This window comes from Pseudomonas sp. GL93, assembly GCF_003408955.1.
GTDB classification, from domain to species: Bacteria; Pseudomonadota; Gammaproteobacteria; order Pseudomonadales; family Pseudomonadaceae; genus Aquipseudomonas; species Aquipseudomonas paracarnis.
Genome location: NZ_NKRF01000005.1, coordinates 129,234 through 152,061 on the forward strand (window position 1 = coordinate 129,234; position 22,828 = coordinate 152,061).

General features: G+C 59.9%; 29 protein-coding genes and 1 tRNA gene. 16 read left to right on the plus strand and 14 right to left on the minus strand.

Annotated elements, in window-relative coordinates; all coding sequences use genetic code 11:
* Positions 1–103: 103 nt before the first annotated feature.
* The 4 genes from CER19_RS02340 to CER19_RS02355 all read right to left on the minus strand — a co-directional run bounded on the left by CER19_RS02340 (position 104) and on the right by CER19_RS02355 (position 4,907).
* The gene (locus CER19_RS02340; RefSeq protein ID WP_116665245.1) at positions 104–508 is read right to left on the minus strand and encodes an META domain-containing protein; all 405 of its coding nucleotides are present in this window, start codon (positions 506–508) and stop codon (positions 104–106) included.
* The gene (locus CER19_RS02345; RefSeq protein WP_003192054.1) at positions 505–945 is read right to left on the minus strand and encodes a hypothetical protein; all 441 of its coding nucleotides are present in this window, start codon (positions 943–945) and stop codon (positions 505–507) included. The genes CER19_RS02340 and CER19_RS02345 overlap by 4 nt, the downstream gene beginning before the upstream one ends.
* 71 nt (positions 946–1,016) lie before the next feature.
* Positions 1,017–2,006 carry a 2-hydroxyacid dehydrogenase gene (locus tag CER19_RS02350; RefSeq protein WP_116665246.1) on the minus strand — a complete coding sequence of 330 codons (990 nt, stop codon included), beginning with the start codon at positions 2,004–2,006 and terminating at the stop codon, positions 1,017–1,019.
* A 147-nt stretch (positions 2,007–2,153) separates the two neighbouring features.
* A complete protein-coding gene (locus CER19_RS02355) occupies positions 2,154–4,907 on the minus strand; it encodes a response regulator (RefSeq protein WP_116665247.1) in 2,754 nt (917 codons plus the stop codon).
* A 205-nt stretch (positions 4,908–5,112) separates the two neighbouring features.
* On the opposite strand from CER19_RS02355, the gene CER19_RS02360 reads away from it, so the two are divergent.
* Together CER19_RS02360 and CER19_RS02365 are read left to right on the plus strand one after the other, a co-directional pair.
* Complete coding sequence (locus CER19_RS02360; RefSeq protein WP_116665248.1) at positions 5,113–5,841, plus strand: response regulator transcription factor; 729 nt, start codon at positions 5,113–5,115, stop codon at positions 5,839–5,841.
* Positions 5,828–7,186 (plus strand): sensor histidine kinase, encoded by a 1,359-nt coding sequence (locus CER19_RS02365; RefSeq protein ID WP_116665249.1) that lies wholly within the window; start codon positions 5,828–5,830, stop codon positions 7,184–7,186. Before CER19_RS02360 ends, CER19_RS02365 begins: the two co-directional genes overlap by 14 nt.
* 3 nt (positions 7,187–7,189) lie before the next feature.
* Here the strand turns inward: CER19_RS02365 and CER19_RS02370 are convergent, their stop codons facing one another.
* Complete coding sequence (locus CER19_RS02370; RefSeq protein ID WP_116665250.1) at positions 7,190–7,705, minus strand: DUF2062 domain-containing protein; 516 nt, start codon at positions 7,703–7,705, stop codon at positions 7,190–7,192.
* A gap of 135 nt (positions 7,706–7,840) precedes the next feature.
* Here CER19_RS02370 and CER19_RS02375 point away from each other — a divergent pair, with 135 nt between their 5' ends.
* The 8 genes from CER19_RS02375 to murB all read left to right on the plus strand — a co-directional run bounded on the left by CER19_RS02375 (position 7,841) and on the right by murB (position 14,696).
* Positions 7,841–10,066, plus strand: coding sequence for a DNA internalization-related competence protein ComEC/Rec2 (locus tag CER19_RS02375; protein ID WP_116665251.1), 2,226 nt, complete (start codon positions 7,841–7,843; stop codon positions 10,064–10,066).
* A 108-nt stretch (positions 10,067–10,174) separates the two neighbouring features.
* Entirely contained in the window at positions 10,175–10,810 is a 636-nt protein-coding gene (locus CER19_RS02380; protein ID WP_003192043.1) for a MotA/TolQ/ExbB proton channel family protein, read from the plus strand.
* Complete coding sequence (locus CER19_RS02385; RefSeq protein WP_014718877.1) at positions 10,807–11,235, plus strand: biopolymer transporter ExbD; 429 nt, start codon at positions 10,807–10,809, stop codon at positions 11,233–11,235. Before CER19_RS02380 ends, CER19_RS02385 begins: the two co-directional genes overlap by 4 nt.
* Positions 11,235–12,245, plus strand: coding sequence for a tetraacyldisaccharide 4'-kinase (gene lpxK, locus CER19_RS02390; protein ID WP_116665252.1), 1,011 nt, complete (start codon positions 11,235–11,237; stop codon positions 12,243–12,245). Before CER19_RS02385 ends, lpxK begins: the two co-directional genes overlap by 1 nt.
* A gap of 24 nt (positions 12,246–12,269) precedes the next feature.
* Positions 12,270–12,455 (plus strand): Trm112 family protein, encoded by a 186-nt coding sequence (locus tag CER19_RS02395; protein ID WP_003174668.1) that lies wholly within the window; start codon positions 12,270–12,272, stop codon positions 12,453–12,455.
* The gene (gene kdsB / locus CER19_RS02400) at positions 12,452–13,216 is read left to right on the plus strand and encodes a 3-deoxy-manno-octulosonate cytidylyltransferase (protein ID WP_116665253.1); all 765 of its coding nucleotides are present in this window, start codon (positions 12,452–12,454) and stop codon (positions 13,214–13,216) included. Before CER19_RS02395 ends, kdsB begins: the two co-directional genes overlap by 4 nt.
* Positions 13,216–13,680, plus strand: coding sequence for a low molecular weight protein-tyrosine-phosphatase (locus tag CER19_RS02405; RefSeq protein WP_116665254.1), 465 nt, complete (start codon positions 13,216–13,218; stop codon positions 13,678–13,680). The genes kdsB and CER19_RS02405 overlap by 1 nt, the downstream gene beginning before the upstream one ends.
* Positions 13,677–14,696: a UDP-N-acetylmuramate dehydrogenase gene (gene murB / locus CER19_RS02410; RefSeq protein WP_116665255.1), complete on the plus strand. Its 1,020-nt coding sequence runs from the start codon at positions 13,677–13,679 to the stop codon at positions 14,694–14,696. The genes CER19_RS02405 and murB overlap by 4 nt, the downstream gene beginning before the upstream one ends.
* 71 nt (positions 14,697–14,767) lie before the next feature.
* Here murB and CER19_RS02415 read toward each other — a convergent pair whose 3' ends face one another.
* Positions 14,768–15,439 carry a Bax inhibitor-1/YccA family protein gene (locus tag CER19_RS02415; RefSeq protein WP_003192030.1) on the minus strand — a complete coding sequence of 224 codons (672 nt, stop codon included), beginning with the start codon at positions 15,437–15,439 and terminating at the stop codon, positions 14,768–14,770.
* Between the two features lie 152 nt (positions 15,440–15,591).
* Here CER19_RS02415 and CER19_RS02420 point away from each other — a divergent pair.
* Positions 15,592–15,682, plus strand: a tRNA-Ser gene (locus tag CER19_RS02420).
* Between the two features lie 127 nt (positions 15,683–15,809).
* Here CER19_RS02420 and CER19_RS02425 read toward each other — a convergent pair.
* From CER19_RS02425 to CER19_RS02440, 4 genes are read right to left on the minus strand one after another with little or no spacing between them, the layout of a single operon-like run.
* Positions 15,810–16,874, minus strand: a complete 1,065-nt coding sequence (locus tag CER19_RS02425) for a tyrosine-type recombinase/integrase (protein ID WP_116665256.1) — start codon at positions 16,872–16,874, stop codon at positions 15,810–15,812.
* A gap of 4 nt (positions 16,875–16,878) precedes the next feature.
* Positions 16,879–17,115: a DUF4224 domain-containing protein gene (locus tag CER19_RS02430; protein WP_032872120.1), complete on the minus strand. Its 237-nt coding sequence runs from the start codon at positions 17,113–17,115 to the stop codon at positions 16,879–16,881.
* 11 nt (positions 17,116–17,126) lie between these two features.
* Positions 17,127–17,357, minus strand: coding sequence for a hypothetical protein (locus CER19_RS02435; protein WP_116665257.1), 231 nt, complete (start codon positions 17,355–17,357; stop codon positions 17,127–17,129).
* A gap of 42 nt (positions 17,358–17,399) precedes the next feature.
* On the minus strand, positions 17,400–17,759 hold the full coding sequence (locus tag CER19_RS02440; RefSeq protein WP_116665258.1) for a hypothetical protein: 360 nt from the start codon (positions 17,757–17,759) through the stop codon (positions 17,400–17,402).
* 114 nt (positions 17,760–17,873) lie between these two features.
* Here CER19_RS02440 and CER19_RS02445 point away from each other — a divergent pair, with 114 nt between their 5' ends.
* The gene (locus CER19_RS02445; protein ID WP_116665259.1) at positions 17,874–18,389 is read left to right on the plus strand and encodes a hypothetical protein; all 516 of its coding nucleotides are present in this window, start codon (positions 17,874–17,876) and stop codon (positions 18,387–18,389) included.
* A 74-nt stretch (positions 18,390–18,463) separates the two neighbouring features.
* Here CER19_RS02445 and CER19_RS02450 read toward each other — a convergent pair whose 3' ends face one another.
* Both CER19_RS02450 and CER19_RS02455 read right to left on the minus strand, forming a co-directional pair.
* Positions 18,464–18,775, minus strand: coding sequence for a DUF4406 domain-containing protein (locus CER19_RS02450; protein ID WP_116665260.1), 312 nt, complete (start codon positions 18,773–18,775; stop codon positions 18,464–18,466).
* On the minus strand, positions 18,772–19,209 hold the full coding sequence (locus tag CER19_RS02455; protein WP_116665261.1) for a hypothetical protein: 438 nt from the start codon (positions 19,207–19,209) through the stop codon (positions 18,772–18,774). The genes CER19_RS02450 and CER19_RS02455 overlap by 4 nt, the downstream gene beginning before the upstream one ends.
* Before the next feature lie 72 nt (positions 19,210–19,281).
* On the opposite strand from CER19_RS02455, the gene CER19_RS02460 reads away from it, so the two are divergent.
* The 3 genes from CER19_RS02460 (at position 19,282) to CER19_RS02465 (ending at position 20,401) form a co-directional block, all read left to right on the plus strand.
* Positions 19,282–19,515 (plus strand): hypothetical protein, encoded by a 234-nt coding sequence (locus CER19_RS02460; protein WP_116665262.1) that lies wholly within the window; start codon positions 19,282–19,284, stop codon positions 19,513–19,515.
* A 165-nt stretch (positions 19,516–19,680) separates the two neighbouring features.
* Positions 19,681–20,127 (plus strand): DUF6864 domain-containing function, encoded by a 447-nt coding sequence (locus tag CER19_RS28500; protein ID WP_133298295.1) that lies wholly within the window; start codon positions 19,681–19,683, stop codon positions 20,125–20,127.
* Position 20,128: 1 nt separating this feature from the next.
* On the plus strand, positions 20,129–20,401 hold the full coding sequence (locus CER19_RS02465) for a hypothetical protein (RefSeq protein WP_133298296.1): 273 nt from the start codon (positions 20,129–20,131) through the stop codon (positions 20,399–20,401).
* Between the two features lie 189 nt (positions 20,402–20,590).
* Here the strand turns inward: CER19_RS02465 and CER19_RS02470 are convergent, their stop codons facing one another.
* Entirely contained in the window at positions 20,591–20,842 is a 252-nt protein-coding gene (locus tag CER19_RS02470) for a hypothetical protein (protein ID WP_116665264.1), read from the minus strand.
* A gap of 97 nt (positions 20,843–20,939) precedes the next feature.
* On the opposite strand from CER19_RS02470, the gene CER19_RS02475 reads away from it, so the two are divergent.
* Positions 20,940–21,155 carry a hypothetical protein gene (locus tag CER19_RS02475; protein WP_116665265.1) on the plus strand — a complete coding sequence of 72 codons (216 nt, stop codon included), beginning with the start codon at positions 20,940–20,942 and terminating at the stop codon, positions 21,153–21,155.
* Positions 21,156–21,173: 18 nt separating this feature from the next.
* Here the strand turns inward: CER19_RS02475 and yejK are convergent, their stop codons facing one another.
* Positions 21,174–22,181, minus strand: a complete 1,008-nt coding sequence (gene yejK, locus CER19_RS02480) for a nucleoid-associated protein YejK (RefSeq protein ID WP_116665266.1) — start codon at positions 22,179–22,181, stop codon at positions 21,174–21,176.
* Positions 22,182–22,828 lie beyond the last annotated feature (647 nt).

Consider the following 22,828-nt stretch of genomic DNA (forward strand, 5'->3'; position numbering starts at 1 on the left):
CAGCTCCCACAGAACCAGAGGACACCGCGTTAAATCTGAAGGAACGCGTTATCGTTGTCGTTTTTCGCGAGCAAGCTCGCTCCTACAATAGAGCGCGCCTAGGTCAGCCTTCTTCGAGCCACAAGCGGATCGGCTTGCCCTCGGCCGGCCAGAACCGCGTCTGCTCGATCGGCGAGATGTCCCAGCGCTGCACGCCTTGCAGGGCCTGGAAGAAGCGATGCTCCTGCTCCATCAGGGCCTCGGCGCACATTTTTCGGGTGCTGCCGACCGGGCCGAAGCTGAGCTTGTCGCCTTCGACCGTGTACGGCGCAAACCAGTGGTTACAGCCGCCATTGCCATAGGCCCGGCCATCGGCGCCCAGGGTGACGGTGAGGTGCGCGTAGTCCATCAACGGCCGCTCACCGATCCATTCCACTACGTAGCTGTGGTCGCGCTCGAGCTTGGCGCCATCGGCGGCGCAGCCTGCCAGGCCCATGCCGATTGCGGCGAGCAGCAGCCGGCCTTTCATTGCGCGGCCTGCTGGCATTTCGGGCAGCGGTGCTTATCGCCTTCACTGGCCCAGCCCAGTTCTTTGATACGCGCGTTGGCGGCCGGTTGCAGCGGTGCCTTGGTCAGCTTGGTTTCTACCGCGAATTCAAACTCCAGCACGGCGTCGCAGCTGTCGCAATTGACCTTCCAGGTGTGAATCTCCAGTTCGCCGAACTTCGGCCCTTGGGCCATGGCGACCCACTGGCCCGCCGGGCGGATGGAGTAGCGTGCGTCACCTTCGACGGTCAGTCGCATCGACAGGGTTTTACTGCCGCGCAGGCTGACGATCAGGACGTCGCCATGTTTGATCGAGCCACCGTTGCCGGTGACCTGATAACGGCCCGGCACCAGGGCACGGCATTCGATCAGGGTGTGTTGCGGGCTCAGCAAGCTGAAGCGGAAATCGTGTTCGGCCATGGATCCTCCAAATAGGCGCGGCATCCTATCACGGGTGCCGGCCTATCATGAGCCTGGTATGTGACCGCTGATCATCCCTCGACCAGGTTCTGCGCCCGGCCATCGGCCCACGCGGCAATGTTGGCCAGCGTGGTGCCGGCGATCGCCGCCAGGGCCTCGCGGGTGAGGAAGGCCTGGTGCGCGGTGATGATCACGTTGGGGAAGGTCAGCAGACGGGCGAGCACGTCATCCTGCAGGGGCAGGTCCGAGCGGTCTTCGAAAAACAACTGGGCTTCTTCTTCGTAGACGTCCAGCCCCAGGTAGCCCAACTGGCCAAGCTTGAGCGCTTCGATCAGTGCTGGCGTGTCGACCAGCCCACCGCGCCCGGTGTTGATCAGCATCGCGCCGGGTTGCATCTGCGCCAGTGAGCGGGCATTGATCAGGTGTTTGCTGTCGGCGGTCAGCGGGCAGTGCAGGCTGATGATCTGCGCCTCGGCCAACAGGTCAGGCAGGCTTACGTAGCGGGCGCCAAGGTCCTGCACCTGTGGGTTGGGGAAGGGGTCGTGGGCCAGCAAGTGGCAGCCGAAGCCGGCCATGATCTTGGCGAAGGTCGCGCCGATCTGACCGGTGCCGACCACGCCGACCGTTTTGCCGACCAGATCGAAACCGGTCAGCCCGTGCAGGCTGAAATCACCATCGCGGGTGCGGTTGTAGGCACGGTGCAGGCGACGGTTGAGGGCCAGAACCAGGGCGACGGCATGCTCGGCCACTGCGTGGGGCGAATAGGCGGGCACGCGCACGATAGTCAGGCCCAGGCGCTGGGCGGCGGGTAAGTCGACATGGTTGTAGCCCGCCGAGCGCAGGGCAATCAGGCGTGTGCCGCCCTTGGCCAGTTGCTCCAGCACGGGGGTGCTGAGGTCGTCGTTGATAAAGGCGCAGACCACCTCGTGACGTTCGGCCAGGGCCACGGTATCAAGGTTGAGGCGGGCGGGTTGGAACTGCAGTTCCAGGCCAGCCGACAGCGGTTCGCCAAGGAAACTCTCGCGGTCGTAGGTTTGGCTGCTGAAGAGAATGACGCGCATTAAAAAGGCTCCCTGCAATGACAGAATAGATACGTACCTGTAGGAGCGAGCTTGCTCGCGAAAAACGTCAACGATAACGCGTTGATTCTGGTTAAACGCGGTGTCCTCTGGTTCTTCGCGAGCAAGCTCGCTCCTACAGGCGGACGGTCAGGCACTCACTCTGGCTTCACTGGCCAGCCGCGCAATCGCCATGTCCAGTTCGTCCAGCGCGGCCATGGCCTTGGCGTCATCCTGCTTGAGCAGGGTTTCGGCGCGTTGGCAGGCCGCCCGCAATTGCGGCACGCCACAGTAGCGGGTAGCGCCGTGCAGGCGGTGCACGCGTTCGATCAAGGCGTGGTTGTCATTGGCTTCGCGGGCGACGGTAATCGCCAGGCGGTCGGCTTCCAGGGACGCCAGCAGCATCGCGAGCATATCGGCGGCCAGGTCGGCCTTGTTGGCGGCCAGGCGCAGGCCTTCTTCGTGGTCCAGTACCAAGAGTTGCACGCCCTGGGCCGCACCTTCGTGGGGGCGCTCCGGGCCTTGATTGCGCAGCGCCAGGCCGGTCCATTTCAATACCACCTGGGCCAACTGCCGCTCGCTGATGGGTTTGGTCAGGTAGTCGTCCATGCCGCTTTGCAGCAGGGCGCGTTTTTCGTTGGCCATGGCGTGGGCCGTCAGAGCCACCACCGGCAGCGGCGTGCCGTGACGTTCGCTTTCCCACTGGCGGATCGCCTCGGTGCTCTGGCGGCCATCCATGCCGGGCATTTGCACGTCCATCAACACCAGGTCGAAGGTTTCCTGCTTCACGGCGTCGACGGCCGCGTAACCGCTTTCCACCGCCTGCACCTTGGCGCCCATGTCTTCCAACAAGGTTTGCACCAGCAACAGGTTCGCCGGGTTATCGTCCACGCACAGCACCCGTGGGGCACGGCTGGACAATGGCTCACCAGGTTCGCTGCGCGAAGGGCGCGGGCTGATCAGGTCGGCCAGTGAGCGGCGCAGCTTGCGCGTACAGGCCGGCTTGGCCTGCAATTGGCTGTTGGGGTTGGGCACCGATTGGTTGAATAGCATCTGCTCGGTGGTCGGGCACAGCACCAGCACCTTGCAGCCCAGGTGTTCAAGGTCCCACAAGTGTTGGTTGAGACGCTCGGGCGGAATGTCGTTGGCGGTGACACCGAGCACCGCCAGGCTGATGGCCTGTTCGGTCTGGTGGGCGCTGGTGATGCCGTTGGTCAGGCTTTCCAGGGTATTGAAAGGCGTGACTTCCAGGCCGCAGTCTTCCAGTTGGTGCTGCAGGGCCTGGCGCGCCAGCTCGTGGTTTTCCAGTACGGCCACACGCCGCCCCAGCAGCGGCGGGGCGGGCAGGTCTTCGACGTCGTCGCGGGTCTTGGGCAGGTTCAGGCTGATCCAGAATTCGGAGCCTTCACCTGGCGTGCTGTCGACGCCGATTTCACCGCCCATCTGCTCGATCAAACGCTTGGAAATCACCAGGCCCAAGCCGGTGCCGCCAGGCTGGCGCGACAGCGAGTTGTCGGCCTGGCTGAATGCCTGGAACAGGGCGCGCACATCCTGGTTGGACAGGCCGATACCGGTATCCTGCACACTGATGCGCAATTGCACGCTGTCTTCCTGCTCGTCCTCGATCATTGCCCGGGCCACAATGGTGCCTTCGCGGGTGAACTTGATCGCATTACTGATCAGGTTGGTCAGGATCTGCTTGAGCCGCAGCGGGTCGCCCACCAACGCCAGGGGCGTGTCGCGGTACACCAGGCTCACCAGTTCGAGCTGCTTGGCATGGGCGGCGGGAGCGAGGATGGTCAAGGTGTCTTGCAGCAAGTCGCGCAGATTGAAAGGCACACTGTCGAGCACCAGTTTGCCGGCTTCAATCTTCGAGAAATCGAGGATTTCGTTAATGATGCCCAGCAAGTTATCCGCAGACTTTTCGATAGTGCCCAGGTAGTCCAACTGGCGCGGCGACAGCTCGCTTTTTTGCAACAGGTGAGTAAAGCCGAGGATGCCGTTGAGCGGCGTGCGGATCTCATGGCTCATGTTGGCCAGGAACTCCGACTTGATGCGGCTGGCTTCCAGGGCTTCCTTACGTGCCAGGTCCAGCTCGATGTTCTGGATCTCGATGGTTTCCAGGTTTTGGCGCACGTCTTCGGTGGCCTGGTCGATGCTGTGTTGCAGCTCTTCCTGGGCATTTTGCAGGGTTTCGGCCATGCGGTTGATGCCCGACGCGAGTTGGTCCAGTTCCTGGCTGCCCAAGGGTGGCAGGCGTGTCTCCAGGTTGCCGTCCTTGAGCTGGGCCACCGCTTGCTTGATCTGGCCAATCGGCGAATTGATGGTGCGGCTGATACGCAGGGCGAGGGCGGCGGTGCACATCAGGCCGATGGCGATCAGCAGCAGGCTGGCGAACAGGCTGCGATAGCCGCGCAGCAACATGCCATTGTGGGACAGTTCCACTTCGACCCAACCCAGCAGACGGTCGGCCTCATCCGGAATCAACTCGCCCGCCAGGTTGCGATGGCGGCCAAACACCGGCAGTAAATAGCGGGTGGCGTCGTTGCCGGTGCGCTTTAACAGCTGCGAGCTGTTGCCGGTGGGCGGCGGGTTGAGCATGGTTGGACCGGCGTGGGCCAGGGACGAGCGGTCTGGCGCCAGGAACGACACGGCGCGCACATCCGGCTGCTCCAGAGACTGGGTCGCGATGCGCTCCAGCAGGTCGGTGTTCTTTTGGCCCAGCGCAGGTGCCACCAAGGGTGCCAATTGCTCGGCGATCATTTCGCCGCGTTGCAGCAGCTGGGTCTGCAACTCCGAGAGCTGCATCCAGGTGAAATAGCCGCCCAACAACAGCGCCATCAGGCTGGTCGGTAATAAGGTCAGCAACAGTACGCGGCCTTTTATCCCCATTCTTCTAAGCACGCCACTCTCCTGCTACCACGTTGTTATCAATTATCCACGCCGGCATCCGGCCCGCGCCACCTGCGCAGTGTAGCCATTTGCACGGCCTGGAATCTTGCAAATTAATGACATGCGGCAATCTTCGGGCCATTCGGCGCCGGGTGGCGATTGCCTGTGAACGTTTAATCTTGAATAATCAGTGATTGAGAATGACTTGCAGACGCTAATGACTCCCGCAGCAGTTGGCCTACCCAGTATCCTGACCATCGAAGATGACCCTGTGTTGGGCGCCTACGTGCACGAGCAACTGGGCCGCAGTGGTTTCCAGGTGACCTGGTGCCAGAACGGCCAGCAGGGCCTGCAACTGGCCAGCGCCCAGGCCTTCGACCTGGTGCTGATGGACATTCTGCTGCCGGGGCTGGACGGGTTGTCGATCCTCACCCATTTGCGCCAGAGCCACGCCATGCCCGTGATCCTGATGTCGGCCCTGGGCGCCGAAGCCGATCGTATCAGTGGCTTTCGCCTGGGTGCGGACGACTATCTGCCCAAGCCGTTCAGCATGGTTGAACTGTGCGTGCGAATTGAAGCGATCCTGCGCCGCGTTGCCCTGGATCGCCGGCCCGAGCCGCCGCGCGCCCCGGCACCTGAAGATGCCCGGGTGCTGCACTTTGATGATGAACGCTGCGATGTGTTCTGCCAGGACCAGTGGGCCGGGCTCACGCGCAGCGAATACCGTCTGCTGGAAACCCTGCACCGCAATACCGAAGAAGTCCTCAGCAAAGCCTTCCTGTATCAGCAGGTGCTGCAGCGCGGGTATGCGCCCCATGACCGCAGCCTCGACATGCACGTCAGCCAGATCCGGCGCAAGCTCAAGGCCATCGGTTACATCGAGCGTGAAGTGCGCACCGTGTGGGGCAAGGGCTACGTGCTGAGCGGTCACGATGAAGGGCTTTGAGCGATTGCCCGGCAGGCACTCGTTGTTCTGGAAGCTGGCCTGTCTGTTGATCGCCTTCTGTTTGCTGATGATCTGGCTCAGTTGGTCCTGGGGCCGCTACATGGAGCAGCAGAGCGCGTACCTGTCTGACAAGTCGCGGGAGATCCTCAATGGTTATGCCGCGGGTGCCGAGCTGGCGTGGAGCACTCAAGGCAGCGCTGGCGTGGACGCCTGGCTGCAGCGGATGGCCGAGCGCGAAAGCACTTGGGTGGGAGTGATCGGTAACGACCTGCAGTCCCTGGGCAGCACGCCCTTGAGTGACAAGGAAAGCCAGCGCCTGACGTTCTTGCGCGGATTGGATTGGCCGGTCAGCCGGCATGTCATCGGCCTGCCGTGGATGAAGGTGCCGTTTCCGGTCGACCCTGGCGCCGGGTCGCTGGTGATCGAGCTGCCGCAGCGCTTTATGCCAGGGCGCTATCAACTGTTCTGGCGGGTGGTCACCAATGGTGTGATTCCCGGCCTGTTTACCCTGTTGCTGTGCATCGGCCTCTACCGACTGTTGATCATGCCCCTCAATCAATTGCGCGAGCAGGCCAATGCCTGGCGTGCGGACCAACTCAATACGCGGATGTCCCTTGATGCTACCAGCCGCCAGGATGAACTGGGCGAGCTGGGCCGCGCCTTTGACCATATGTCCGAACGCTTGCAGGGCACCGTGCGTTTGCAGCAGCAGTTGCTGCGCGATATGTCCCATGAACTGCGCACCCCCTTGAGCCGCCTGCGGGTGGCCTGCGACAGCGAGCAAGACCTGGCCAAGCTGCGCGAGCGCCTGGGTCGGGAAATCGACGCCATGCAGCGCCTGGTGGAAGACAGCCTGCAACTGGCCTGGCTCGACAGCGAAACAACGCCGCTGCCCCAGGAAGACATTCAGCTCCAGGCGTTATGGGACATATTGCGCGAGAATGCGTGTTTTGAAAGCGGTTGGCCCGCATCGCGCTTGCCGTGCCTGTTACCGGCGGACAGTTGGGTGCGCGGCAACCTCAATGCACTGGCCCAGGCCCTGGAAAATATCCTGCGCAACGCCATACGCCACTCGCCCGAGGGCGGCTGCGTGCAACTGGACGGCTGTCGGGAGGGGGATTATTGGCATATCTGGTTGCAGGATCAGGGCGCAGGGATCGCCGATGGTGACTTGGAGCGCATCTTCGCGCCCTTTACCCGCCTGGACGGTTCACGGCCCGGCGATGGCGGTTTCGGCCTGGGCCTGAGCATTGCCCGCAACGCCGTGCAGCGCCAGGGCGGTCGCTTATGGGCGGAAAATACAGGGCAGGGCCTGCGGGTGCATTTGCACTTGCTGGCCCGTTAGCGCTCAGCGCCTACGCAGTTTGCGTTTTTTCCACTGGTGCGCCACCCACCAGCGCCAGTACGCCATGGTCAGGCAGTAGGCCAAGGCGCCCAATACCACCCCCAATACCACCGAACCCAGCAGGAACGGCTGCCAGAGTGTGCTCAACTGGCCGCTGATCCATTCCCACGTAAGGTTATCGGGCAAGCTTCGTGGTGGCACATTCATTAACCAGGCGCCGGTCATATAGGTGCAGATGAACACCACCGGCATGGTGACGGGGTTGGTCAACCACACCAGGCTGATGGCGATAGGCATATTGCCGCGCACCGAGATCGCCAGGACCGCGGCGAGCAACATCTGCAACGGAATCGGGATAAACGCCGCAAATAAACCCACCGCCATGGCGCGCGCCACTGAGTGCCGGTTCAGGTGCCAGAGGTTCGGGTCATGCAGCAGCGTGCCAAGAAACTGTAATGACTTGTGTTCCCTGATACTGCTGGGGTCGGGCATGTACCGTTTGAATAAGCGCCGGGGCATAAGGGGTCCAGGTCAATTCGAGGGGCAAGTATGCCCGGATTCTATAAACAGAAAATTCAGACTTTGTGACAAAACATCATAGGCGCTGTCGTTCAGCCGGCTAAGACTGAGTGGATCACTGCAAAAGGATGATCCATGAAGACAGGGATGTTGGCGTTGGCGCTGGGGTTGCTGGCGTTGCGTTGGTTGCCGGCGCTGCCGCCTGGCACCGGGTTATTAGCCATGCTGGTGCTGGCCTTGATGCTGCTGCCTTTTCGGTCCTATCCCGTGGCGTTCTTTTTGGTGGGCTTGAGTTGGGCCTGTCTCAGCGCGCAGCGGGCGCTGGATGATCGACTGCAGCCGGCCTTGGACGGGCAGACTCGTTGGGTGGAGGGGCGTGTCGTCGGCTTGCCCCAGCAGACTGGTACGGGCGTGCGCTTTGAACTGGCCGACGGCCGGTCGCGCAAGGTTCGGCTGCCCAAACGTATCCGCGTGTCCTGGCACGGCGGGCCAGCGGTGAACAGCGGCGAACGCTGGCGCCTGGCGTTGACACTCAAGCGGCCTGCGGGCCTGCTCAATTTCCATGGTGTCGACCATGAAGCCTGGCTACTGGCCCAGCGTATCGGTGCCACTGCAACGGTAAAAGACGGTGAGCGTCTCGCACCGGCCCGCAATGCCTGGCGCGATGCTGTTCGCCAGCGCCTGATGGCGGTGGATGCCCAAGGCCGTGAGGCGGGCTTGGCGGCGTTGGTATTGGGCGACGGTTCCGGCCTGGCGCCTGAGGATTGGCAGGTGTTGCAGGACACGGGCACGGTGCATCTGCTGGTGATTTCCGGGCAGCACATCGGCTTGCTGGCGGGGTTGATCTACGGCTTGGTCGCGATGCTGGCGCGCTATGGTTGCTGGCCCCGAACCTGGCCGTGGCTGCCGTGGGCGTGCGGTCTGGCATTTGGCGCGGCGTTGGGTTATGGGCTGCTGGCAGGGTTTGGCGTGCCGGTGCAGCGGGCTTGTGTGATGGTCGGCCTGGTGTTGCTGTGGCGTCTGCGTTTCCGCCATTTGGGACTGTGGTGGCCGTTGCTGTTGGCGCTGAACGGCGTGCTGGTGCTGGAGCCCTTGGCCAGCCTGCAGGTAGGGTTGTGGTTGTCGTTTGCGGCGGGCGCGGTGTTGTTGCTAGCGTTCGGCGGGCGCCTGGGACCGTGGAGCGTCTGGCAGGCGTGGACCCGGCCCCAGTGGTTGATTGCCATCGGTTTGTTTCCGGTGTTACTGGTGTTGGGGTTGCCCATCAGTCTCAGCGCACCGGTGGCCAATCTGTTTGCCGTGCCGTGGATCAGCCTGGTGGTGCTGCCCTTGGCGCTGCTAGGCACGGCGTTGTTGTGGGTGCCGCTGGCGGGTGAGGGTGTGCTGTGGCTGGCCGGCGGCGCGCTGGACGGATTGTTCAAGGGCCTGGCGCTGCTGGCCGGGCAATTGCCGGCCTGGGTGCCGGCCGAAGTGCCGTTGGGGTATTGGCTGGTCAGCCTGACAGGCGCGGTGATGTTGCTGCTGCCCAACGGGCTACCGTTCCGGGTGTTGGGCTGGCCCATGCTGTTGATGGCCGTTTTTGCGCCCAAGGAGTGGGTGCCTCACGGACAGGTCGAGGTGCTACAACTGGATGTCGGCCAGGGGCAGGCACTGATCCTGCGCACCCGTCATCACACATTGCTCTACGATGCCGGGCCGCGGTCGGGGCCTGTCGACCTCGGCGCGCGCGTCGTGTTGCCGTCGTTGAAAAAACTCGGGGTAGGGCAGTTGGACATGATGCTGCTCAGCCATGCCGACGCCGATCACGCCGGTGGTGCGGCGGCGGTGGCTCGGGGGCTGCCCGTCAAACGCGTGGTGGGCGGCGAAACCGAGGGCTTGCCCGCCTTTCTCGCCACCCGGCCCTGTACCAGCGGCGAGCGATGGGAATGGGACGGCGTGTCGTTTGAACTGTGGCAGTGGGTGGGTGGGCTTGAGGGCAATCCGAGGTCGTGCGTGCTGCAAGTCCAGGCCAGTGGCGAGCGCCTGCTGCTCACCGGCGACATAGATCGCGCCGCCGAACAGGCGTTTCTGGCTTCCCCGCTGGCGGTTCCGACCCACTGGCTGCAAGCCCCGCACCATGGCAGTCGCAGTTCGTCGTCCTGGCCTTTCGTGCAGCGGTTGGCGCCCACCTCGGTGTTGATTTCCCGCGGGCGCAGCAATGCGTTCGGCCATCCTCATCCGCAGGTCCTGGAACGCTACCAAGCGCTGGGCAGCCGGGTGTACGACAGTGCCGAACAGGGGGGCGTGCGCCTGCGCCTGGGGGCGTTTCAGCCTCCGATCGTTGCGCGCAGTCAACGTCGTTTCTGGCGCGAACCATTACCGTAATCACACGTTACCAAGGACTCGAACCGCGACAGGCGGGCCTGTAGCCGGTGAACCCCGCTGCCGAACCTATATGGTAAAGTGGCGCACTTTTTCGAGGGGACATTCACTGTGTGGGAATTGGTCAAATCCGGCGGCTGGATGATGTTGCCGATCATTCTGAGCTCCATCGTCGCACTCGGCATCGTCGCCGAACGCCTGTGGACCCTGCGCGCCAGTCGCGTCACCCCCGAGCACTTGCTGGGGCAAGTCTGGGGCTGGATCAAGAACAAGCAGCTCGACAAGCAGAAGCTCAAGGAGCTGCGTGCCAATTCGCCACTGGGTGAAATCCTCGCCGCCGGCCTGGCCAATTCCAAGCATGGTCGCGAGATCATGAAGGAGTGCATCGAAGAGGCGGCCGCCCGGGTTATCCATGAACTGGAACGCTACATCAACGCCCTTGGCACCATCGCCGCCATGGCGCCGTTGCTGGGTTTGCTCGGCACGGTATTGGGCATGATCGATATCTTCAGCGCGTTCACGGGCTCGGGCATGACCACCAACGCGTCGGTACTGGCGGGGGGCATTTCCAAGGCATTGATCACCACCGCCGCGGGCTTGATGGTGGGTATCCCTTCGGTGTTCTTCCACCGTTTCCTGCAGCGGCGCATTGATGAACTGGTGGTCGGCATGGAACAGGAAGCCATCAAGCTGGTAGAGGTGGTGCAGGGCGACCGTGATGTAGACCTGGTCGAGGGCAAAGCGTGAAATTTCGCCGCAAGCAACGGGAAAATGTCGATATCAACCTCGCGTCGTTGATCGACGTGGTGTTTATCCTGCTGCTGTTCTTTGTCGTGACCACCACCTTCACCCGCGAAACCCAGCTGCGTGTCGACTTGCCTGAAGCGGTAAGCGGCTCGCCTGCCGAAGACCAGCAGGTCAAGCAACTGGACATCGCCATCAGCGCCGAAGGGGTGTTTTCGGTGAATAACCAGTTGCTGGAGAAAAACGACCTTGCCAGCTTGATGGAGGCCTTGCAGAAGGAGTCCGGCGGCGACACCCAGTTGCCGCTGTCCATCAGCGCCGATGGCAAGACCCCGCATCAAGCTGTGATCACCGCCATGGACGCTGCCGGCAAGCTCGGTTTCAGCCATTTGCGCATGACCACCGTCGAGGCGGCGAGCCCGCCCTGATGGCCATGTCCGATCGTTTACTCAAGGCCTGGTACGAGGGCCACCCGGCACTGGTGGTGTTGCGGCCGCTGGAATCGCTGTATCGGCGCGTGGTGCAACGTAAGCGTGCGCGCTTCGTGGCGGGCGAGGGCGAGATTTATCAAGCGCCGGTGCCCGTGGTCGTGGTGGGCAATATCACTGTGGGAGGCACCGGCAAAACGCCGTTGATCCTTTGGTTGATCGAGCACTGCCGCCGCAGCGGTTTGCGCGTGGGCGTGGTCAGTCGAGGCTACGGTGCCAAGCCGCCGCAGTTGCCGTGGCGGGTCGAGGCCGGCCACAGTGCCGAGTGGGCCGGTGATGAACCCTTGCTGATCGTGCAGCGCAGCGGCGTCCCGTTGATGATCGACCCCGATCGCAGTCGCGCGTTAAAGGCCCTGCTGGCCAGTGAGCCCCTGGACCTGATCCTCTCCGATGACGGCCTGCAGCACTACCGCCTGGCCCGCGATCTTGAACTGGTGCTGATTGATGCCGCCCGCGGCCTCGGTAACCGCCGCTGCCTGCCAGCCGGGCCGTTGCGCGAACCGGTGGAGCGCCTGCACAGTGTGGACGCGGTGCTCTATAACGGTGCCGTTTCGGACCGTGAAGAGGGTTTTGCCTTCCGCCTGCAGCCCACAGCGCTGGTCAACCTGCACAGCGGCGAGCGCCAGCCGGTCAACTATTTTCCGCAGGACCAGCAGGTGCATGCGGTGGCCGGCATAGGTAACCCGCAACGTTTCTTCAATACCCTTGAAACGCTACACTGGCAGCCGCTACCCCATGCTTTTGCCGACCATGCGCCCTACAGCGCCGAGGTCTTGAATTTTACCCCGTCATTGCCGCTGGTCATGACCGAAAAGGACGCGGTGAAGTGCCGCGCCTTTGCCCAGCCCGACTGGTGGTACCTTGCGGTGGATGCGCTACCGTCGCCGGCGTTCGTCGCCTGGTTCGACACGCAGCTGATGCGTCTGCTGCCCAACCGTCTCTTGCCTTAAAACGCTTCTTTCCAGGAAACACTCATGGACACCAAACTGCTCGATATCCTCGCTTGCCCGATCTGCAAAGGCCCGCTCAAGCTCAGCGCTGACAAAACCGAGCTGATCAGCAAAGGTGCCGGCCTGGCTTACCCTATCCGAGACGGCATCCCGGTCATGCTCGAAAGCGAAGCCCGTACTCTGACCACCGATGAGCGTCTGGATAAATGACCACCGCCTTTACCGTTGTCATTCCCTCGCGCTATGCCTCGACCCGCCTGCCGGGCAAGCCGTTGCAAATGATCGGCGACAAGCCGATGGTCCAGCTGGTCTGGGAGCAAGCCTGCAAAAGCAGCGCGGAGCGCGTGGTGGTAGCCACCGATGACGCGCGTATTGTCGAGGCGTGCAAAGGCTTTGGGGCCGAAGCGGTACTGACCCGCGAAGACCATAATTCCGGCACTGACCGCCTGGCCGAAGTGGCGACCAAGCTTGGCCTGGCCCCCGACGCTATCGTGGTGAACGTGCAGGGTGACGAGCCGTTGATCCCGCCAAGCATCATTGACCAGGTCGCAGCCAACCTGGCCGCCGATGCGCAAGCGCGCATGGCGACCCTGGCCGAGCCGATCAAAGACCTTGAAACCCTGTTCAACCCGAACGTGGTGAAGGTGGTCAGCGATATCAACGGACTGGCCTTGACGTTCAGCCGTTCGGTGTTGCCCTGGGCGCGGGATGCCTTCGCCAAGCGCCCTGACGTGTTGCCGGAAGGTGTGCCGTATCGCCGCCATATCGGCATTTATGCCTACCGCGCCGGTTTCCTGCACGACTTCGTCAGTTGGGGCCCGTGCTGGCTGGAGAACACCGAATCTCTGGAGCAACTGCGTGCCCTTTGGCATGGCGTGCGTATCCACGTGGGCGATGCGTTGGAAGCGCCGCCAGCCGGCGTCGACACCCAGGAAGACCTCGAACGCGTCCGTCGCCTGCTGGGCGCCTGATGGAAGTTCTGTTTGTTTGCCTGGGCAATATCTGCCGCTCGCCAACCGCTGAAGGCATCTTGCGTCATAAGTTGCGCGAAGCCGGCTTGGCTGGCCAGGTTGAGGTGGCGTCTGCCGGTACCGGGGAATGGCATGTCGGCAACCCGCCGGACCAGCGCAGTCAACGTGCGGCGCTGGTGCGAGGTTATGATTTGTCGAGCCAGCGTGCCCAGCAGGTTTCCCGCGCGGACTTTGCCCGCTATGACCTGATCTTGGCCATGGACCACAGCAACCTGCGCAACCTCAAAGCCGTGCAGCCAGGGCAGGGTAAGGCGGAGCTGGATTTGTTCCTGCGTCGCTTTGATGGCGAAGTGGACGAGGTGCCAGACCCTTACTATGAAGGTGAGCAAGGTTTCGAACGGGTCCTGGACCTGATCGAACGCGCCTGTGATTTATTGGTGATCGAATTGAAGGGGCGGTTATGACCTTGCAAGTGCGTGCGCAGGTATCGCTCAAGCCATTCAACAGCTTTGGCATTGATGTGAGTGCGCGATTATTTGCCGAGGCCCACAGTGATGCTGACGTGCGCGAGGCCATTGCCTATGCCGCCGCACACACGGTGCCGTTGCTGGTGATCGGTGGCGGCAGCAATTTGCTGTTGACCCAGGATATTCCGGCGTTGGTGTTGCGTATGGCGACCCAAGGCATTCGCGTGCTGAGCGACGATGGCACGCGGGTGGTGGTCGAAGCCGAAGCGGGCGAAGCCTGGCATCCGTTTGTGCTGTGGACGCTTGAGCACGGCTTCTGCGGCCTGGAAAACCTCAGCCTGATCCCCGGCACTGTCGGTGCCGCGCCGATGCAGAACATCGGTGCCTATGGCGTAGAGATCAAGGATGTTTTCGCCGGCCTCACCGCCCTGGATCGTCAGACGGGCGAACTGCGGGACTTCAGCCTGGACGAATGCAACTTTGCTTACCGTGACAGCCTGTTCAAGCACGAAGTCGGGCGCTGGCTGATCCTGCGGGTACGCTTTGCCCTTAGCCGCGCCACCCACCTGAAACTCGACTACGGCCCGGTGCAACAGCGCCTGGTCGCGCAGGGAATCACCGAGGCCACGCCAAGCGATGTGAGCCGCGCGATCTGCAGCATTCGCCGCGAGAAACTGCCAGACCCGGCAGAGCTGGGCAATGCCGGCAGCTTCTTCAAGAATCCGCTGGTACCCCAAGCCTTGGCTGTTGAGCTGCAAAGCCAGTATCCGGACTTGGTGGCCTACCCCCAGGCCGACGGCCAGATGAAACTCGCCGCCGGCTGGCTGATCGACAAGGCTGGTTGGAAGGGCTTCCGGGAGGGCGATGCAGGCGTGCACAAGCTGCAAGCGCTGGTGCTGGTCAACTACGGCACGGCCACCGGGCAGGAGATTGCCCAGCTGGCGCTACGCATCCAGCAAGATATCTTCAAGCGCTTCAAGGTCGAGCTGGAAATGGAACCCAATCAGTACTGAGCTTTATCGGGCCTGGAAATGAAAATGCCCCGTATCTCGCGATACGGGGCATTTTTTATTGCTGCGATTGATCAGTCATCGCGGCTCATGATGCCGAAGATCTGCAACAGGCTGATGAACAGGTTGTAGATCGACACATACAGGCTGATGGTCGCCATGATGTAGTTACGCTCACCGCCGTGGATGATGGCGCTGGTCTGGAACAGGATGCACACCGAGGAAAACAGCACAAAACCCGCGCTGATCGCCAGTTGCAGGCCGCTGATCTGGAAGAACATGCTGGCCACCACGGCCGCCAGCAACACGAAGAAGCCTGCGGTGATGAAGCCACCCAGGAAGCTCATGTCCTTACGGCTGATCAGCACGTAGGCCGACAGACCACCAAACACCAGGGCCGTCATGGCAAACGCCGAGCTGACCACTTCCGCACCGCCGGCCATGCCCAGGTAACGGTTGAGGATCGGGCCGAGGATAAAACCCATGAAACCGGTCAAGGCAAACGCCGACACCAGGCCCCAGGCCGAGTCGCGCAGCTTGTTGGTCAGGAAGAACAGACCATAGAAGCCGATCAATACGACAAAGATATTCGGGTAACCGACGCGCATCTGCTGGGCCACGTACGCCATCACGCCGCTGAATGCGAGGGTAAGGGCGAGCAAGCCGTAGGTGTTGCGCAACACGCGGCTGACTTCAAGCTGCTCAGCCTGCGCGTTGCCATTCACTGCGTAATTCTGTTCGCGCATGGCGACACTCCTTCAGTTTTGAAACGTTCAGTCGCAAAGATCATAACAGACGCTCTGTAACAAGCGATGCAGAGAGTTTGACAGTGTGTTTCATTCGGGTATTATGGCGCCCGCTGACATGGGATGAGCTACTATAATCCTGTGATGCACAAGGGAAATTGGCAGAGTGGTTGAATGCACCGGTCTTGAAAACCGGCGGACGTTAATAGCGTCTCCAGGGTTCGAATCCCTGGTTTCCCGCCAAGATTTACACGAAAGCCTCGCGAAAGCGGGGCTTTTGCGTTTCTGGGGTTCGTCTCAGAAAAATCTCTACAGCCTGATCGTTTCCGCATCATTTCCGGCAGTTTCCGCAACCTAGTGCTGACCGCGGTCAGCGCGTCGGCTTCACAATCTCCCCAACACGACGGTAAACCGTCTCGGTTATCCGCTTGTCCGTATGCCCCAACAGGCGGCTGGCATCGCCCAGGTCCAGAATCTCACTGGCAGCTTTCGGGCGGATGTCACGGAACTGAAACTGCCGAATACTAGATGCAAGAACACCGTCGCCTGCCTCTCTGGCGATGGCGATTGCTTTGTCGCGAGCATCGTCAAAGCGTAGCCGGAGCATGTGCTTAGTCACCTGCCTGCCGTCTTCGGTGATTATCAGGTAAGGGTTTCGTACGCCCCGGGAGCGTCTTTGCTCTATCAGCCTTGCAACCAAGGCGCCCAGATCATTGAGTGCGCCGGCAGCGGTTAGGCGAATGCGTAGTTTCTTCGATGTCTTTCCCTGGGACACCTGCAGGAATTCGTTCACGGCGTCCGCCTCCCGCATGGACAGCGTATCCGCCGGGCGCTGAGCAGTCAGGTAGGCCAGGTCCATAGCGTCACGTAGTTCCGAGGCTGCGACTGCATACACGGCGCCCCAAATTTCCTCGGTGGCGTAGAAGTCGCGCGGCACCTCTTTGTTCTTGCGCACGCCGGCGGCGGGGTTGTTTTCGGTGAGTCCCCACTCCCGCGCAATGTTGTAGATGTGGGATAGCAGGGATATCTCCCTATTGGCTCGAACCTTGGCGGTCCGGCTGTCCCGGTACTGCGCGATGATCTGTGGCGAAACCGCATCAATGGGAGCGTCGTTGAAAGCCTTGCGAAGCTGTTTAAGGCTCAGCAGGTTGTCGCTTTGCGTCTTGGGCTTCTTGCCTGGGATGATCTCCCGCTCGTAACGATCAAACACCTGGGTCAGTAGGGCGTTCTTCTTCGGTACCGGCTTGCAATCAAGCTTTGCCCATTCAGCCTTGGCGATATCCAAATCACCCCCGAGCGGGATTTCCACCCGCTTCCCGTCTTCATTCCTTCCGTCGTAGTAGTAGCCCACCCATTCTTTACCACCTTTCAGCGTGCGTACGCGCCGAATCATTCGCGGCGGCAGGTCCCTGTTTGCCGCCTTTTTCGCTCGCATCGTTTTATCCTACCCGTGACAAGTCCAACGACCAGGCTTCGGCCGCAACGTTTTCTGCTGAAGGTTTTACGCCTGCCAGCTTCATCCGGGCGTATACCCGGCCCACTACCGGCCGGCGCGCCCGGGTCAGCACGTACTTCCATCCATTCAGGTTGAGCCACGCAATTTGGCGTGACGGGATCATATATCCAGTGATTGCCGCGATTTCTTCTTCGGCAAGGGTTTCGCTTTGCATTTCCATGGCGTGCACCTCTATGCCTCTGGTTTGTCGAGAAAGCTCGCGGGACGTGCCGTCTTGATGATTTGAATTGCCAGGCCGAAGCTGATCAGCAGCCAGGCGCATGTGCCGGTGAAGGCGTAGAGCAGTGCCTCAGTGGTGCCGGTTTCCAGCAGGTCGAGCCCGAGCCAGCCGAACCATCCGATGGTTCCTACCAGGTACAGAAAAGCGCCCAGCAGTATCAGGGTGAGTTTCATAGCGAACATGGGGTGTTCTTGCCGCGCTGGGCGGCAGAAGGTGGGTTATGGTTAAGCCGCCTTGCGGGCGTCTGATGCGGCCATACGCCGCCGAGTGATTTGCAGCTGCAACCGGTACGCCTTGAATCGCCGACCGTCACCAGGAGGAATCTCTGGTGCCGTGTACGACAAGTCCTCTTCCAACTGACCGAAGTAGTAGAGGTGTTCACCATCTCCCATCCACTCAGGCTGAACTGTCGCCCAATTGCGAGCAGACAAACAGGATGGGCAGGTCTTGAAGGTGGACATGTCGCCATCCCAGCGCCCAGTGATGAGCTGGTACTGCTGGCCGGGCTGGATCGGGCTGTAGCATTCACAGCATTTGTGCTGCTTGCGTGCTACGGGCATGGTTTCCGTTTGAAAGTCGGACATACGAATGCCTCGCCCGCCGCTCACCGGCAGGCTGTTAGGTTGGTTTGGGTCAAGGAATGGTGCAGAATCAGATAGCCATCATGATTGGCGCGCGTTCATCACGGAGAACAGAGCATGTCGTTACAGCAAGCAAAAAAATTGGCTGAAGTGCGGGAGCAAGTGGACGCTGCTGCTAAAAAGGTTGGAGAATTGCACGAAGCTTTTCGAAATCAAATCAATGAAGAAGTGCTGAGTAACTTTCGGAGCTACTTAGAGGTTAATGATTTCATAGTTACCAAAACATCCGCCGGTGCAGAGGGTCAATACAAAGACTTAAAAATAGCACTTGTCTTGCCTGGGCCTGAAGAGCGCTATATGGGCGTCTATCATGGGTTTGACGTATTGATTGACAGCAAGAAAAACGATGTTCGAATTCTTCCACGTTTCACTGGTATGCCCGAAAGGCCTTTAGTGCGCAGCGGTGATGCGACTCGGCTCTTAGAAGAAGATCTTCGCCTCCTAAATGAAGAGGCGAAAAACGCGAAATTAGCGAGTTATAAGTTTGAATGCACCCAAAAAGGCTCTGGACCTAATAAGTCGGTTTTGACAAAAGAAACAGTTGCCGAAGTAATTGACTACTTTTCCGCGTAACAAAAGTATTCAAAGGCAATCAACAAATCACGCCGCAAGGAATTTAAATCCTTGCGGCGTTTTTATGTCACGTCTTATGCAATCTCCGTCGATACCAGGTCTTGGGCATTCACAACCGTCATGCCGAGGCGTTCGGCGATCAGGACTTCCAGGCGGGCACCCTTTGAATGCTCCCAGCCGGGCAGGGTGGCCACGGTGTCGCAGTCCATCAGGGCGGCAATGTCACGGCGCATGCAGTCGTTCCAGGTGCCGCCGTCTGGGTTGATCTCGGCGGGGTTGGTGACGGTGTGGCCGTTGGCGCGCAGGCTGGCGGTCATGCTGTGAAAGGGGGGGAAGTTCAGGCCTGGCAAGCCGCTCATGGGCCCGCTGAGGTAGATGCGTTTCATGCGGCCTCCTTTTGCTCTTCCGGCTTGCGGATCAAGCCCAGGCGCACGCCTTCGTCCCGAACAATCAAGATGTCGTCGCCATAGCCCCATGGATTCTCGAAGCCGTTATCCATCAGTGGCTGGAAATACCCGTAGCGCATCATCTTCCCGCTGAGTACGAACGAACCGATAGACCCGACCAGGCTCTTCAGTGTGCCGCCGTGCGAGAAGCCATCCCACGGGCCTTCCCTCGTAACATTGATGCGCGCCCCGGTGTAGTCATCGAACAGCCAGACGATATTGCGGCGGCCATTGAGAGCGAGATATGCATCGTGCCCGGCGCCCTTGTTACGAAAGAAGCAGCGGCCGCAGTTGGCGATCACCCTGAGGTATTCGTTTGCAGCGATGATCCGATCCAGGCGCTGCTGGCCGATGGTTTTGTTTTCTGTAGGCATGGAGAGTCCTTGCCGGGCCATGCCCGGGCGGTGTAGTGCTACGATGGCCCCTTCCTCTAAATGGGCAGGACCATGACCAAGCACGATATTTACGATGAGATCGAAGGCTTTCAGGTTTGGAACTACATGGAGTGCGACAAGGACGAGGAAGGCCGGGAGACCTGGCGAATCAACGTCGAGGTGAAGCGCGGTGGCGAGGCGGTGGTGCCGGTTGTTGCCGGTGACCGAACCTATGTTGACCGTGGCCTGGCACAGGGTGCTGGGCGTGAGGTCTGGGCCCGGTTGATTGCTGGGGCAGGCCTATAGGTTTTCTGCGGGCATGGTGAGTTCCGGTCTGGCCATCCCCTGGCGGTGGAGTGGGACGCATGATTTGTTTTTATTGAGGATGAGCCGTGAGCTATTGAATTACACGGATTTCACTTTGCGAAGCAGGTATTGCCTTTTTGTCATCGACCACCGAAAGGTGCAGGTATGGATAAACAGAGAAGCCTGTGCTCAAATTGTCAATTTCCAGTGGAGTCAGTGATTAATATGTTCTCAGTTAGTTGTATCGGATCTCCGACGGGTAAAAAGCTTGTGTCTCATGGAGTAATCCTTGGCCTGGAGGGCTCATCTGTACAGTTTGAAATAAACGTTCCAGATATCCCGATGCCTTTAGTGGTTGATTTTATGCTCTTGGATGATTCTTCTAAGCCGCCTCTAACAGTCGAGGTGAACGAAATTGTTAATAATTCCGTAGCTGTGAGTTTTTTTAATAGCATTCGCAGCGGAAGAAGTGGTATTCCAGAGCCAGTAAGTATTGTTGGCGTAAATAATATTGAGCTTCAAATGATATTTCATCTTGAACGCCACCCGCAGGCACCCAGCTATTTACTTTTCTATTCGTTCTATGAAGCTCCTGCTGGGTGGGGTTTTTAGAATGAAAGACTGGAATACATATGCTCAGTCTCGTAAAACAACTTCTTCTGGGAGTGGCGCCGAGGCTACCGTGAAGGAGTATCTATCGATTAAGTTGGCAGATAATTGGATAGCTGTTGTTGTCGTGATTGTTATGGTGGTGTTTGCGGTCGCTGGTGTGGTGTGTCTAATACCTGATAAGGGGGCGGTGAATGCTTCAAGCGTGTGGTTTTTTGATGCGGCTAAGTTATGCCTGGGTGTTTTTCTTGGTCTTCTAACCGCAGGGAAAAAGTAATCAAATTTCATCCGATTTTAATCGGTAGAGAATACTTGCATACATCACTAAATTAGGCTGCTTGTGAGTCCTGCTTCGGCGGCCATTCCGAAAACCCAACGCGGGGAGCCTTCGTCTTCGGGTTGATGATCGGCTTTCCTTTGGCGTCCACCAGCACCGCCTTGGCCCTGATCTGCATGTCTCGGCATCTCAGCGTCTTGCGTGCCAACTCAATGAACTGCTCGGCGTACTGCGGGGCATCGAAGAGCGGTGAGAGCTGGCGGACCGTACCCCCCCCATGATCTTCTCGGTGCGCTTGGCGACCAGCTCCAGCCACTCGGCTTCCGGTATCGGCTCGACGCCGCCAGGAGCCTTGGCGTTCTTCCTGGTGCCAGCCGTCTTCTTGCGGGCCTCTGTCTTGGCGACATCGAGGGTCATTCCAAACACTGCAAAGGTGCTCATGGCTTATCTCCAAGCGTGCGCCTGCCTCGCCGGCTGGCGTGATTCGTTGATATGGGGTATTACGGGTGACCGGCATGGAGCCGGATCAGGAGTGGAAATGGCATTCGATAAACGAACCCAACGATTTATCAATGTTCTCGATTCAGCAAAGTCACAAGCTGCTGCCGATGGCATAGAGCTGACTTCAGACGAAGCTGCGAAGGCTGCGATGAAAAAAGCTCTAGGTGCCAAGAGAGGGAGGACTCGAAAGAAAAAGAAGGGCCGCGGCGGATCCCCGTTTCTGCCAGGTAGCTTCGAAAGCTCTTCCAGGTAAGCGCCGCCGCGAGCGATATCAGGCTGATGCGCGCTTGAGCTGCTCGGTGAGTTGAGTAGGCAGGCCCCGGAGCGTAAGCGTGCCTCCTTCTTCGTCAAACTTGATCTTGTCGCCGAGCAGGTACGCCTCGAAGCTGATCGACATCCCCTCGGCCCGGCCGGTGAATCGCCGGAATTTGTTGAGCGTCTTTTTATCCGGCGGCAGGGTTTCAGAAAGCCCGTAGTCCTTCGCCTTGATGAAGTCGTAGAAACTTCGCGGCTGGTTTTCGTCTATCAGACCCGACAGCTCATCAAGGGCGATTGGCTCGCCCATCTTGGCCTGTGCCATGGAGTAGCTCACCAGCGTGTGCGTCTTCTCGCGTGCCGACTCTTCTGGCAGATCCTCGCTTTCAACAAAGTCGCTGAACGCCTTCAGCAGCGTCCGGGTTTCTCCCGGGCCGTCTACGCCTTCCTGGCAACCGATGAAGTCGCGGAAATAATCGTTTAGCTTCCGGCCTTGCTTGCCCTTCAGGTACGAGATGTACTGTTTCGACTGGCGGTTGGTCTGCCATTCGCTGATGTTGATGCGAGCGGCCAGGCGTACGTGGTCCAGGTCCAGGCGCTTCACCGTCATCAGGGCCAGCTCTTCGGTCATGGTCACCGCTTCGGTTTCCTGCAACAGGGCGATGACCAGGTAATCGTTCAGGCCTTGCTGGTAGTGACAGAAGAGGGCGTGCCCGCCCGTGGCCAGGTTCGACTCCTCCATGAGCTTGACCAGGTGCTCGACGGCGATGGTGCTGAACTTGAAAAAGTCACTGACTCCTGCCAGGTACTTACCGAGCCAGCCGCTTAGTGGGAAGGCACCTGATTCGGCATGGAAGAAGCCCCAGCCCTTGCCGGTAGCGCCGTTGTAGCTTTCGTTGAACTGGTGCATCAGATCGTCACGGGCTTGGCTCTCTACTTGCTCGGCGCCGCTGAGGAACAGAACGGCCGGGGTGCCGTCTGGCTTTTTGTCGATCTTGTGGATTGCGCTGTGAAGTACGGGCATTGCTTTTGCCTCAGGTAGGCGCCGCCCTCCGCTGTCCGGTGGTGGCAATTTGGTTTTGGTGGTCTATAACCTTAGAGCTGGCATCGGGCTAGCACGAATGCGCGAGGTGTCTATGCGAGTAAGGATTTGGATAGGTTTTTTCGTCGCACTGATTTTGTCTGGCCCAGCATTTGCGGATCCTGTCGTAACGGTCAGATACAATGAACGCTGCGGTTTCGCCTCAGCCGGCCAAATTGCACATCTGATAAACAGCGATGCCAAACGGGCATATAAGGTCGTCGTAAAAGAGATCTTCAACCCATGGGGCGGGGGAAAGCCAACAGAAACCTTTAAACACTTCACTCTTCAACCCACAGAAGATCGTTCCTTGCAGTGCAGCTACGGCGACGACCACTATCCATACAAAATGAGATGGGTAGTCGTAAGCGAAACCCCGAGCTGAGTATCGTGTTTTTTCAGGTAAGCATCACTCTTTACCGCAACGGTAATGCGGTGATGGCTGGAGTATTACGGATGACCGGCATGGAGCCGGATCAAGGAGGAACGCGATGTTTATCAAAGAGTGCTGTGAAGAGGTAATGCACAAGATTGACGACGGGTCCAATGCCAACGGCTTTTATAAAACGGGAGAGCGAAGCATGATCGGC